At 63.5% G+C, this 13,144-nt stretch carries 10 protein-coding genes; 2 read left to right on the forward strand and 8 right to left on the reverse strand.

The features are described from left to right. The first annotated feature begins 173 nt into the window (after positions 1-173). Positions 174-335, forward strand: coding sequence for a hypothetical protein (locus tag HWX53_RS01065; protein WP_175938639.1), 162 nt, complete (start codon positions 174-176; stop codon positions 333-335). A 25-nt stretch (positions 336-360) separates the two neighbouring features. Here the strand turns inward: HWX53_RS01065 and HWX53_RS01070 are convergent, their stop codons facing one another. Together HWX53_RS01070 and hemE are read right to left on the reverse strand one after the other, a co-directional pair. Then, a complete protein-coding gene (locus HWX53_RS01070; protein WP_175938641.1) occupies positions 361-2,604 on the reverse strand; it encodes a primosomal protein N' in 2,244 nt (747 codons plus the stop codon). Between the two features lie 448 nt (positions 2,605-3,052). Then, the gene (hemE, locus tag HWX53_RS01075) at positions 3,053-4,150 is read right to left on the reverse strand and encodes a uroporphyrinogen decarboxylase (protein WP_175938643.1); all 1,098 of its coding nucleotides are present in this window, start codon (positions 4,148-4,150) and stop codon (positions 3,053-3,055) included. A gap of 189 nt (positions 4,151-4,339) precedes the next feature. Between hemE and HWX53_RS01080 the strand changes: the two genes are divergently transcribed. After that, positions 4,340-5,161, forward strand: a complete 822-nt coding sequence (locus HWX53_RS01080) for a transporter substrate-binding domain-containing protein (RefSeq protein WP_175938645.1) — start codon at positions 4,340-4,342, stop codon at positions 5,159-5,161. 4 nt (positions 5,162-5,165) lie between these two features. Here the strand turns inward: HWX53_RS01080 and HWX53_RS01085 are convergent, their stop codons facing one another. The 6 genes from HWX53_RS01085 to atpA form a co-directional block, all read right to left on the reverse strand. Then, positions 5,166-6,113, reverse strand: a complete 948-nt coding sequence (locus HWX53_RS01085; protein ID WP_175938647.1) for an alpha/beta hydrolase — start codon at positions 6,111-6,113, stop codon at positions 5,166-5,168. A 622-nt stretch (positions 6,114-6,735) separates the two neighbouring features. Beyond that, positions 6,736-8,466 carry an AMP-binding protein gene (locus tag HWX53_RS01090; RefSeq protein WP_175938649.1) on the reverse strand — a complete coding sequence of 577 codons (1,731 nt, stop codon included), beginning with the start codon at positions 8,464-8,466 and terminating at the stop codon, positions 6,736-6,738. A 239-nt stretch (positions 8,467-8,705) separates the two neighbouring features. After that, a complete protein-coding gene (locus tag HWX53_RS01095; protein WP_175938650.1) occupies positions 8,706-9,131 on the reverse strand; it encodes a F0F1 ATP synthase subunit epsilon in 426 nt (141 codons plus the stop codon). A gap of 75 nt (positions 9,132-9,206) precedes the next feature. Then, positions 9,207-10,601, reverse strand: a complete 1,395-nt coding sequence (gene atpD / locus HWX53_RS01100; RefSeq protein WP_175938653.1) for a F0F1 ATP synthase subunit beta — start codon at positions 10,599-10,601, stop codon at positions 9,207-9,209. A gap of 44 nt (positions 10,602-10,645) precedes the next feature. Next, complete coding sequence (gene atpG, locus HWX53_RS01105) at positions 10,646-11,530, reverse strand: F0F1 ATP synthase subunit gamma (protein WP_175938656.1); 885 nt, start codon at positions 11,528-11,530, stop codon at positions 10,646-10,648. Between the two features lie 70 nt (positions 11,531-11,600). Further along, entirely contained in the window at positions 11,601-13,142 is a 1,542-nt protein-coding gene (atpA, locus tag HWX53_RS01110; RefSeq protein ID WP_175938658.1) for a F0F1 ATP synthase subunit alpha, read from the reverse strand. Positions 13,143-13,144 lie beyond the last annotated feature (2 nt).

Consider the following 13,144-nt stretch of genomic DNA (forward strand, 5'->3'; position numbering starts at 1 on the left):
CGGGGCGGGCTTCTCCGTGGTTTTTCAGATGCTTGTCCGGTGGCGGAAATAGCCTAGTAGTTTCCCTAACCCACTCTTTTTTGGGACAACCCCTAAGTAAATGCGTCCCCGCTGCCGATATAAAGCGATGCGCGCCGTCCGGCGCTACAAAAGCAGCTACGGGGAACGACAACATGAGCACGTGGATGGTGGTGGTCGGGGTTTGGGCGATGTTCGCGCTTTGCATGGTGCTGTTCGTGCGCGGGGCGTCGTCGCGCACGCATCATGTCGACGATACGCGCGACGAGGCGACGCCGGTTCGCGGCGGCGCGGAGGCATCGCGCGCGAAAGTCTGACGAGCGCCGATCGGCCCGCCGCGTTTTACACGTCGAGCGGGTCGACTTCCACGTTCCAGCGCAGCACGCCTTTGAGCGAGCGCAGCACCGGCTGCCACGCTCGCAGCGCCGTTTGCAGCGCGGCGCGCGAGGCGCTTTCCAGCAGCAGTTGCGCGCGGTGCACGTTGAACACCTTGACGATGGTGAGCGGCACGGGATCGTAGACGGTCACGCGTTCCGCGCCGGGCAACGGCGCGAACGCGGCGGCGGCGTCTTCGAGAAACGCGATCGCGGCTTCGAGCGTGCGGCCTTCGGCGCGCAGCATCGCCTGATAGACGAAGGGCGGCAGGCGCGCGTCCCGTCGCTCGGCAAGCGTGGCGTTTGCGAATCCGACGTAGTCTTGTCGCGACAAAGCGAGGTAAAGCGCGTGGCGCGGATAGCGCGTCTGGATCAGCACTTCGCCGGGCAGCCCGGCGCGGCCCGCGCGGCCGCTGACCTGCGTCAGTTGCGCGAAGAGCCGTTCGCTCGCGCGGAAGTCGTGCGAGAAGAGCGCCGTGTCCGCGTTCAGCACGCCGACGAGCGTCACGCGCCGGAAGTCGTGTCCTTTCGCGATCATCTGCGTGCCGACGAGAATATCGACCTCGCCCGCGTGGACGTCCGAAAACAGCGCCTGCGCGCTGCCTTTGCGCCGCGTGCTGTCGGCGTCGATGCGCAGCACGCGCGCGCCCGGCACCACGCTCGCCAGCGTTTCCTCGACGCGTTGCGTGCCACGGCCCATCGGCGCGATATCGATGTTGCCGCAATCCGGGCACGACTTCGGAATGCGCGATTCCCAGCCGCAGTGGTGGCAGCGCAGCGCGCGCTCCGGCTTATGCAGCACCGCATAGGCGCTGCAACGCGGGCAGCCCGCGACCCAGCCGCAGGCATCGCACGAGAGGATCGGCGCGTAGCCGCGTCGGTTCAGAAAGACGAGGCTCTGCTCGCCGCGCTCCAGCCGCGATTTCAGCGCCGCGATGAGCGGCCCCGACAGCCCTTCGACTGACGCCCGGCCGCGCCGGTGCTCTTCCTCCAGATCGATGAGCCGCACGGTCGGCAGGGCGGCGTCGGTCACCGCGCGGCGCGTCAGTGTCAGTCGCGTGTAACGGCCTTGCTCGGCCTGCCACCAGGTTTCGAGCGAGGGCGTCGCGGACCCGAGCACCACCGGAATTTCCAGTTGCTTCGCGCGATACACCGCCAGATCCCGCGCCGAATAGCGCAAGCCTTCCTGCTGCTTGTAGGCCGGATCGTGTTCCTCGTCGACGACGATCATCGCGAGGCTCGGCATCGACGCGAGAATGGCGAGCCGCGTGCCGAGCACGATTCGCGCGCTGCCGGTGTGAGCCGCGAGCCAGTTGCGCGCGCGCTCGCCTTCGGCCAGGCCGCTGTGCATGGTGACGATGGAATCCGGCGCGAGCACGGCGAATCGCTGGCGAAAAGCCGCTTCGAACTGCGGCGTGAGATTGATCTCGGGGACGAGGACGAGCGCCTGCGCGTCGGGCCGCGCCGCGAGCAACGCGGCCAGCGCGTGGAGATAGACCTCGGTCTTGCCGCTGCCCGTCACGCCGTGCAGCAGGAATGGCGCGAAGCCCTGCGCGCCCGCGATCGCATCGACGGCTTCGCGTTGTTCGTCGGTGAGTTGCGGGAGCGACGCCCCGCCGGTCGGCGAAGACGGCGCGTCGGGCCGTGTCGCTTCGCCTTGCGCGGCGCGTTCGATCCAGCCGCGCGCGAGCCAGTCGTCGAAAGTGGCGGACGCCTTCGGATGCATCGCGCGAGCGTCGGATACGGTCAACAAGTCATGTTCCGCGAGCGCCGCGGCGAGACGGCGCAGCCCGTGGGCGCGCACCGGCAGCGCGTCCGGGAGTGCATCGCGACCGGCGGGGAGCAGCCGGAAACGCTCCTCGACCGCGAGCAGTCGATCCCAGCGCGAGGCGTCGCGCAAGGCTTGCGGAAGCGCCGGCAGCGCCACTTCGCCCAGTCCGCGCTGATAATATTCCGCCGCAAAATGCGCGAGCGCGATCCACTGCGTGGAAAGCGGCGGGCATTCGCGGCACATGCGGGTCACGTCGCGCAACTTATTCGGCGGCACGTCGGTGGCGGACGTGACCTCGCAGATCAGCCCTACGACGTCGCGCCGTCCGAACGGTACCTCGACGAGTGCGCCGACGGCCGGTTCGCCGGCCAACGCATAGCGGTAGTCGAACAGCACGGGCATGGGCTGATCGACGGCGACTCGCACGAACACGTCCGTCATTGTGCGAAGCGCCCGCGAGAGGCGGCCCTGCGGCCGTGCGACGGCCGCGTAAGGCGAGGCCGCTCGAACTTAAAGTGGAGTGTCAAAGTCGCCGAGAAGTGGCCGGTTTTTTCTCGTGTTCCGCTGCTTTCCACAGGCCTGTGGATAACTTTGTTGAGAAGTGCCGTTCGGGCCGCCGCAAACAATGTCACGGATCCCTTATGTGCGTTTGTCCACATATCGGACAAGACTCTTATAAGTTGTTTTAAATCAAGGAGTTACAGGAAGCATAGCCGGGTTTTATGGCCTGCGCCCGCCGATATGTCTGATGGCGCGACGCAACGAACAAAATGTGCATAAGTCCACCTTGACATCCGGGGAGTCCGCGAACGGCGGGCGATTGCGATTGCAGGGCCGCACGCGCCGGCTACCGCAGTTGTCGACGTTCGCTGCAATGCAGCATCGCGGACTAACGGGGCACGCCGCGCGCGCGCATGTCCCGACTGTACTGATGCACTTCGTCGACCAGTTCCGCGACGTGCTCCGGCGGCGTGAACTGCGAGATGCCGTGTCCCAGATTGAACACGTGGCCCGGAAAATTCCCGAAGCTGTCCAGGACGCCGCGCGCTTCGGCGCGAATGGCTTCTGGCGGGGCAAAGAGAACGGCCGGATCAATATTGCCTTGTAGCGCAACGCGACCGCCCACGCGCTCACGCGCCGCGCCCAGGTTCACCGTCCAGTCCAGGCCGACCGCATCCACGCCCGTGGCGGCGATCTCGTCGAGCCACAGCCCGCCGCCCTTCGTGAACGTGATGACCGGAACGCGCGCCCCGTCGTGTTCGCGCTTCAGACCCGCGACGACCTTGGAAATGTAGTCGAGCGAAAAGCGTTGATACGCGCCGTCGGCAAGCGCCCCGCCCCACGTATCGAAAATCATGACCGCTTGCGCGCCCGCCTCGATCTGCGCGTTCAGATACGCGGTCACGGCCTGCGCATTGATGTCGAGAATCCGGTGCATAAGGTCGGGCCGCGCGTAGGCCATCGCCTTCACGGTCCGGTGATCGTCCGAGCCGCCGCCTTCGACCATGTAGCACGCGAGCGTCCACGGGCTGCCGGAAAAGCCGATGAGCGGCACCTTCTGGCGGCCTTGCGCGTCGGTGAGCGCGCGGCGGATCTGGCTCACGGCGTCGGTGACATAGCGCAGCGTCGCGTCGATGTCCGGCACCGAGAGACGCTTCACGTCGTCTTCCGTGCGCACCGTGCGTTCGAAACGCGGACCTTCGCCCTGCACGAAATTCAGGCCGAGGCCCATCGCGTCAGGAACGGTGAGGATGTCGGAAAAGAGAATCGCGGCGTCGAGCGGATAGCGTTCGAGCGGTTGCAGCGTGACTTCGGTGGCGAAATCCGGGTTCTTCGCAAGACCGAGGAAACTGCCGGCGCGCGAGCGCGTGGCGTTGTATTCGGGCAGATAACGGCCGGCCTGACGCATCAGCCAGATCGGCGTGTATTCGGTCGGCTGGCGCAGCAGCGCACGCAAAAAGGTGTCGTTGAGAAGAGTGTGTGCCACGTCGCTCGGTGCCGAAGCCTGAAGAATCGTCCATTCTACCGGACCGGCTGCCCGTTTTCGCGGCAGCGCGGCGGCAAATCGGCGCGCGTCGCGAGCTTTTCGAGATGATTTGCAGACGCACGGACGCTCGTTATCATCGATGGCCGCGGGCGTCGTCGCGGCCCATCACAACTAGAACCAGGAGATTCGATGAAACGCATGTCCTTCAGTCTTGCCGCCTGCGCGCTGACTTGGCCGCTTCTCGCATCGAGCGTCGCGCACGCCCAGACCGTTCAGGGCGGCAGCGTCGTGCAGGCCGCGCCCGCGTACGCCTCGCGGCTCGACGAAGTGCTCGCGCGCCACACGCTGCGCGTCTGCACGACCGGCGACTACAAGCCGTATTCGTTCTTGCGGCCGGACGGTCAGTTCGAAGGCATCGACATCGATCTCGCGGACAGTCTCGCGAAGTCGCTCGGCGCGAAAGCCGATTACGTCAAGACGTCGTGGTCGAATCTGATGAACGACTTTGTCGCGAAGTGCGATATCGCGGTCGGCGGTGTGTCGACGACGCTCGAGCGGCAGAAGCGCGCGTTCTTCACCGCGCCGTACATGGAAGACGGCAAGACGCCGATCGTGCGTTGCGGCGACGTCGACAAGTATCAGACCGTCGCGCAGATCGACCAGCCAAACGTGCGCACGATCGTCAATCCGGGCGGCACTAACGAACGGTTCGCGAAGCAGTACTTCTCGCACTCGCAATTGATCGAGTATCCGGACAACGTGACGATCTTCAAGCAGATACTCGACGGCCGCGCCGATGTCATGGTCACGGACGCCTCCGAGACGCTGCTTCAGCAGAAGCTGAATCCCGGTCTGTGCTCGGTGCATCCGGACAAGCCGTTCCAGTTCGGCGAGAAGGCGTATCTGCTGCCGCGCGGGGACGTCGCGTGGCAGCAGTATGTGGATCAGTGGCTGCATCTCGCCCGCTCGACCGGCGAGTTTCAGACTGTCGTCGACAAGTGGTTGAAGTAACGCGTCAGCGATCCGCGCGCAGCAGTTCGCCCGCGCGCTCGCCGATTTGCCGCAACCAGTCGCGCGCCGCGCCGGACTGCGCATGCAGGCGGCCGAAGCCATGCGTCATGTTCGTCGCGTCGATCATCTCGACGCGTCCGCCGTTGGCTTCGAGGAAACGCTGAAGCTCGTAGGCGTCGTCGTAGAGCGGATCGTAGGCGGCCGCGACGATCAAGGCGCGCGCGGGCGTCCGCTCGTACGGCTCGGCGAGCGGGAACGCGCGCACGTCGTGCTCGTCGGGCGCGGCGCCGGACAGGAACTGCGTCCAGTACCAGCGCATTTCGTCGTTGGTCAGGCCCGGTCCATTGGCATTCGCAAGACAACTCGGGCTGTCGAACTGGCGTCGCATCACCGGATACAGCAGCAGTTGCATGTTGACGAGGCCCGCCACGCGCTGGTTCGCGCCGCGCGCCGCGACGACCGCCAGATGCGCGCCCGCGCTGTCGCCACCGACGCCCAGCCTGTCCGTCGCGAAGCCAAGCCGCGAGCGATGTTCGGCCAGCCACAGAAGCGCGTCCAATGCGTCGTCGCACGGAGCGGGAAACGGATTCTCCGGCGCGAGCCGGTAATCGACGCTCGCGACGGCACACTGCGCATCGAGCGCGAGCCGCGCGGCGAGGCCGTCGTGCGTCTCGATGTCGCCCACCACCCAGCCGCCGCCGTGAAAGTAAACGAGCAACGGCAGCGGTCCGCTCGCCGCCTTCGGCCGATAAATGCGCGCGGCAATCGTGCGGCTTTGTAAAGAAACGTCAATGTCCTCGACGGCGATCGCGTCGTCGCGCTCGCCCGAATACGCCTGCGCGACCGCCTTGAAGCGCTGACGCACGGCCGATGCGTCCGCGTCGGGGCCGAGCGGCGGGAAGGCTTCCGCGACGCGGCTGTAATACTGAAGAAGGTCCGAATCGATCGTCATGCACGTCTCCAATTAGTGTTTTGCGTAGTGGAGGCGCATTGAAAACACACCAAAAAATCGTTTTCATGCGTCCGCCCGTGCTATTTTTCTGAAGAATAGCGAAACCGGCCGCCGCCGTTTGAACTGCATTTTGCACTGGCGTCCGGGCAAACGAATAAATGGCCCAATTAACTCGCAATAAATGGCCAGACATTAGCGGTTTCAGGGGAGAATGTTTAGCTCGACGATTATGCACCTTGGGTTACAACCTGAAACACTTTGTTACGGCCGCCGTCAATCAATTCGCCCACAATCTGTTCAAACGGTTTCAACACGGGTGGTCTCGATTGCGCTGCGGAAACCGCAACGCAAATCGCAAGCCGGCATGGTCCGGCGCTCCGAATAGGGGGCATCCGTGTTGGGATCGTTCTTCGGTTTGAAGGCAAGACCGAAGCTCCCACAGTTGGTCTCCTCGCGCTAACCCCGTAGCGTGTGGTTTTTAGCGGGCTCCAGGCCCGCTTTTTTTTCGCCTCGACAAACGTTTGCGCGCTTGCGCTTCGGGCGTTTGTCGTATCGTTTGCCCATGACAGAAGGGAGCGCGCTGCGCTCCCTTTGTCGTTTGCCGGCCGTCTAGACATCTCGATCAGGCGGTCTTCGCTTCGGTCAGCTTCAGTTCGTCGATCATCTGCGCGCGCATCACGAACTTCTGCACCTTGCCGGTGACCGTCATCGGCAACTCGTCGACGAAACGGATATAGCGCGGAATCTTGTAGTGCGCGATCTGCCCTTCGCAAAAAGCGCGGATTTCCTGCTCCGTCGCCTGCTCACCCGGACGCACCACGATCCATGCGCAGACTTCCTCGCCGTATTTCGCGTCGGGCACGCCGAAAACCTGAACCGACTGGATCTTGGGATGGCGGAACAAAAATTCTTCGATTTCGCGCGGATAAATGTTCTCGCCGCCGCGTATCAGCATGTCCTTTAATCGCCCGACGATATTGCAGTAACCCTCGGCGTCGAGCGTCGCGAGATCGCCAGTGTGCATCCAGCCATCGACGATCGCCTCGCGCGTCTTGGCTTCATCGCCCCAATAGCCTTTCATCACCGAATAACCGCGCGTGCAAAGTTCGCCCGTTTCGCCGACCGGCACGATTTGCCCGAGCGCATCGACGATCTTTACCTCTAGATGCGGCTGAATGCGGCCGACGGTGGCCGTGCGCTTGTCGAGCGGGTCCGTCGTCGAGCTTTGGAACGAAACGGGGCTCGTCTCCGTCATGCCATAGGCGATGGTGATGTCGCTCAGGTGCATCTTCGACACCACGCGCTTCATTGTTTCGATCGGGCACGGCGAGCCCGCCATGATGCCGGTGCGCAGGCGGCTCAGGTCGTACTTCGCGAAATCGGGGTGATCCAGTTCCGCAATGAACATCGTCGGCACGCCGTGCAGCGCGGTGCAGCCCTCTTCGTGAACGGCGGCGAGCGTCGCAGCGGGATCGAACGCTTCGCCGGGAAAGACCATCGCCGCGCCCGTCGATACGCACGCGAGCACCGCCAGCACCATGCCGAAGCAGTGATACAGCGGCACGGGAATGCAGAGCGAATCGGCCTCGGTCAGGCGCATGGCCATCGCGATGAAGCGCGCGTTGTTCACGATGTTCCGATGCGTCAGCGTCGCGCCCTTCGGGTTGCCGGTCGTGCCGCTCGTGAACTGGATGTTGATCGCGTCGTGGGCGTCGAGTTTGGCTTCGAGCGAGTCGAGCCGCGCGGTGTCGACCGCGGCGCGGCCCCGGCGCATCACGTCGTCGAAATTCAGCATGCCGGGCGTGGTGCCGTCGCCCATGCGAACCACTGTGCGCAGCGCAGGCAGCTTGGCCGCGTGCAGGTCGTTGAGCTCGGCGTCGGCCAACTCGGGCGCGAGTGCCTGAAGCATGTCGAGATATTTCGACGTCTTGAATTGCTCGGCCGCGATGATGGCCGTGCAACCGACCTTCTGCAGCGCGTATTCCAGTTCGGCCAGCCGATACGCCGGGTTGATGTTGACCAGCACGGCGCCGATGCGCGCGGTGGCGAATTGTGTCAGCAGCCATTCAGCGCGATTCGGCGACCAGATGCCGACGCGATCGCCCGCTTTGAGGCCGAGTTGCAGCAGCGCGGTCGCGAGCGCGTCGACCTCATTGGCGAACTCACGCCACGTCCAGCGGATGCTCTGTTCGCGAAACACGACGGCCGGTCGGTCTGGAAAGCGCGCGACCGTTTCCAGCAGAAAGCGCGAGACGGTGGCATCGCTGAGCGGGATATGGGTCGCGCCGCGGACATAAGAGAGGCCGTCGCGCGGTTCGATCTGCGCGCCGGCGTGCGTCGGTTCGTGTGCCATCGATGGACTCCGCCCGGATGAAGGCTAATTGGAAGGCCATTGTGCATGGCGACGCCGCGAGCGGGCATTCAGTGTTACCCGCAATGCTTGTCGGTCGGATCGGTCGAGGCTTCGTCGAATCAATGCGTTAGGCGCATAGCGGAAACGTCGCGCATCCGATATGCACATTTGCCGAGGCATGCCCGCATAAAAAAAGCAGCCCGGAGGCTGCTTTCTTGACTCGCGAATGTGCGTCTCGCTCAGTGCTTCGCGTGCGCCTTGCGCAGACGCTGAATCGCTGCGAGCTGCGCTGCGGCATACGCCAGCTCGGCTTGCGCCGTAGCGTACTCGAGTTCGGATGCGTTGTTCTGCATCGCTTCCTCGGCGCGCTTCTTCGCTTGCTCGGCCTTGGCTTCGTCCAGATCGGCGCCGCGAATGGCGGTGTCGGCCAGCACGGTCACGATGCCCGGCTGAATCTCCAGAATGCCGCCCGCGACGAACACGAACTCTTCCGAGCCGTCTTCCGCCTCGATGCGCACCGCGCCCGGACGAATGCGCGTGATGAGCGGCGTGTGACCCGGCAGAATGCCGAGCTCACCGGACTCGCCCGGCAGCGCGACGAACTTCGCCTGGCCCGAGAAGATCTGCTCTTCCGCGCTGACGACGTCTACTTTGATGGTTGCCATGTTGTCCAACTCCTGGGTTGAGCGTAGTTCGAGGACGCCGGCGTGAGCCGGCGTCCGCTTCGTTACACCCGACCTTTACTGGATCTTCTTGGCCTTTTCGAAGGCTTCGTCGATCGTGCCAACCATGTAGAACGCCTGTTCCGGCAGGTGATCGCATTCGCCTTCCACGATCATCTTGAAGCCGCGAATGGTTTCCTTCAGCGGCACGTACTTGCCCGGCGAACCCGTGAACACTTCAGCGACGTGGAACGGCTGCGAGAGGAAACGCTGGATCTTGCGAGCGCGCGCGACCGACAGCTTGTCTTCCGGCGACAGTTCGTCCATGCCCAGAATCGCGATAATGTCGCGCAGTTCCTTGTAGCGCTGCAGCGTTTGCTGCACGCCGCGCGTGATCGAGTAATGCTCTTCACCGATCACGTTCGGGTCGATCTGACGCGAGGTCGAATCGAGCGGGTCCACGGCCGGATAGATACCGAGCGAAGCGATGTCACGCGACAACACGACGGTTGCGTCCAGGTGGCCGAAGGTCGTAGCCGGCGACGGGTCGGTCAAGTCGTCCGCAGGGACGTACACGGCCTGAACCGACGTGATCGAGCCAGTCTTGGTCGACGTGATGCGCTCTTGCAGCTTGCCCATTTCTTCAGCCAGCGTCGGCTGATAGCCCACTGCCGACGGCATACGGCCGAGCAGTGCCGACACTTCCGTGCCTGCCAGCGTGAAACGGTAGATGTTGTCCACGAAGAACAGCACGTCGAGACCTTCGTCACGGAAGTGCTCGGCCATCGTCAGGCCGGTCAGCGCGACGCGCAGACGGTTGCCCGGCGGCTCGTTCATCTGGCCGTACACCAGCGCGACCTTGTCCAGAACGTTCGAGTCCTTCATTTCGTGATAGAAGTCGTTCCCTTCACGGGTACGCTCACCAACGCCCGCGAACACGGAGTAACCGCCGTGTTCCTTCGCGATGTTGTTGATGAGTTCCATCATGTTCACGGTCTTGCCCACGCCGGCGCCACCGAACAGACCGACCTTACCGCCCTTCGCGAACGGGCAGATCAAGTCGATAACCTTGATGCCGGTTTCGAGCAGTTCGGTCGACGGCGACAGCTCGTCGAACGAAGGCGCTTGCTGGTGAATCGAACGCAGGTTCGTCGATTCGATCGGGCCCGCTTCGTCGATCGGACGGCCGAGCACGTCCATGATTCGGCCGAGCGTCGGCTTGCCGACCGGCACGCTGATCGGCTTGCCGGTGTTCTTGACCATCGTGCCGCGGCGCAGGCCGTCGGATGCACCCAGACAGATGGTGCGGACCACGCCGTCGCCCAGCTGCTGCTGGACTTCGAGCGTCAGTTCCGTGCCTTCCAGAATGAGCGCGTCGTAAATCTTCGGCATTTCCGCACGCGGAAACTCCACGTCGATAACGGCGCCGATGCACTGTACGATCTTGCCTTCTACCAAAGCAGTAGTACTCATCGCATTTCCTTTAGATACTGTGTTCTTTCACGCGGTCAGCAAAATCAGACCGCCGCGGCGCCGCCGACGATTTCCGACAATTCTTTCGTAATCGCAGCCTGACGGCTCTTGTTGTAGACGAGCTGCAGTTCGTTGATCACTTGTTTCGCGTTGTCCGACGCCGCCTTCATCGCGACCATGCGCGCCGATTGCTCAGACGCCATGTTTTCCGCGACCGCCTGATAGACGAGCGCCTCGACGTAGCGCACGAGCAGGTCGTCCACCACGGTTTGCGCGTCCGGCTCGTAGATGTAATCCCACGACGTCTTCGGCGTTTCGGCTTCGCTTTCCTGCTTATGGAGATCGTCGATCGACAGCGGCAGAAGTTGCTCGATCACCGGCTCCTGCTTCATCGTGTTGACGAAGCGCGTGTACGCCAGGTACACCGCGTTGACCTTGCCTTCCGAGTACAAGTCGAGCTGCACCTTGATCGCCCCGATCAGCTTTTCCAGATGCGGCGTGTCGCCCAATTGCGTGACTTGCGACACGACACGGGCGCGCAGCCGGTTCAGAAAGCCGAGTCCCTTGCCGCCGATGGCCGACGCCTCGATGGACACGCCGCTCTGATCCAGTTCCTTGATGCGGTTCAGCGACGCACGCAGGATGTTCGTGTTCATGCCGCCGCACAGACCCTTGTCGGTCGTGACGAGGATCAGGCCAGCCGCTTTCGCGCCGTCGTTCTTCACCATGAACGGGTGACGATACTCGGGATTCGCGGCGCTCATGTGCGCTGCGATTGCGCGGACTCGGTCAGCGTACGGACGGGCGGAACGCATGCGCTCCTGGGCGCGGCGCATCTTGGATGCGGCGACCATTTCCATCGCTTTCGTGATCTTGCGCGTGTTCTGCACGCTCTTGATCTTGCCGCGAATTTCCTTCATTCCAGCCATTGCTTACTCCTTGATCGAAGCCGCGCGGCGTCCATCCGATGACGCGCCGCGCGTTGCTCCTCAGTCCCGATCAATAAGCGCCCGACTTCTTGAAGTCCTTCAGCGCGGCATGCAGCGCGCCTTCGTCGTCCTTCGACAAGTCTTTGTTGTCTTCGATGCGCTTAATCAGATCGGCATGGCTCGTCTTCAGGTATTCGCGCAGGCCCTTTTCGAACGGCAGCACTTGCGCAACTTCCAGATCGTCGAGATAGCCGTTGTTGGCCGCGAACAGCGACACCGACAGTTCCCACACTTGCAGCGGCTGATACTGCGGCTGCTTCAGCAGTTCCGTCACGCGGCGGCCGCGCTCCAACTGCTTGCGGGTGGCTTCGTCGAGGTCCGACGCGAACTGCGCGAACGCCGCCAGTTCACGATACTGCGCGAGGTCGGTACGGATACCGCCCGACAGCTTCTTCACGACCTTGGTCTGAGCCGCGCCACCGACGCGCGACACCGACACGCCCGCGTTGATCGCAGGGCGGATACCGGCGTTGAACAGGTCGGTTTCCAGGAAGATCTGGCCGTCGGTAATCGAGATCACGTTCGTCGGAACGAACGCGGTCACGTCGCCGGCTTGCGTTTCGATGACCGGCAGCGCCGTCAGCGAACCGCTCTTGCCCTTCACTTCGCCGTTCGTGAACTTCTCGACGTACTCTTCCGAGACGCGAGCCGCGCGCTCGAGCAGACGCGAGTGCAGATAAAACACGTCTCCCGGATACGCTTCACGGCCCGGCGGACGGCGCAGCAGCAGCGAGATCTGGCGATACGCCCATGCTTGCTTGGTCAAGTCGTCATAGACGATCAGCGCGTCTTCGCCGCGATCGCGGAAGTATTCGCCCATCGTGCAGCCGGCGTACGGCGCGAGGTATTGCATCGCTGCCGATTCCGAAGCCGAAGCCGCGACGACGATGGTGTAAGCCATTGCGCCGGTTTCTTCGAGCTTGCGCACCACGTTCATGATCGACGAAGCCTTCTGGCCGATCGCGACGTAGATACAGATGAGGTTCTTGCCCTTCTGGTTGATGATCGCGTCGACAGCCACGGCGCTCTTGCCGCACTGACGGTCGCCGATGATCAGCTCGCGCTGGCCGCGGCCGATCGGCACCATCGCGTCGATCGACTTCAGACCCGTCTGCACCGGCTGCGACACCGACTTACGCCAGATCACGCCCGGTGCGATCTTTTCGATAGCGTCGGTCATCTTGGCGTTGATCGGGCCTTTGCCGTCGATCGGGTTGCCGAGCGCGTCGACCACGCGGCCGATCAGTTCCGGGCCGACCGGCACTTCCAGAATGCGGCCCGTCGTCTTGACGATGTCGCCTTCCGTGATGTGCTCGTACTCACCGAGAATAACGGCGCCGACGGAGTCACGCTCGAGGTTCAGTGCAAGACCGATGGTGTTGCCCGGAAACTCGAGCATTTCGCCCTGCATCACGTCCGACAGGCCGTGGATACGCACGATACCGTCGGTCACGGAGATCACGGTGCCCTGGTTGCGAACGTCCGCGCTCGCTTCAAGGCCCTGGATCCGGCTCTTGATCAGCTCGCTGATCTCAGAGGGATTGAGTTGCATTA

This window comes from Caballeronia sp. BCC1704 (genome assembly GCF_902833455.1).
GTDB lineage: Bacteria > Pseudomonadota > Gammaproteobacteria > Burkholderiales > Burkholderiaceae > Caballeronia.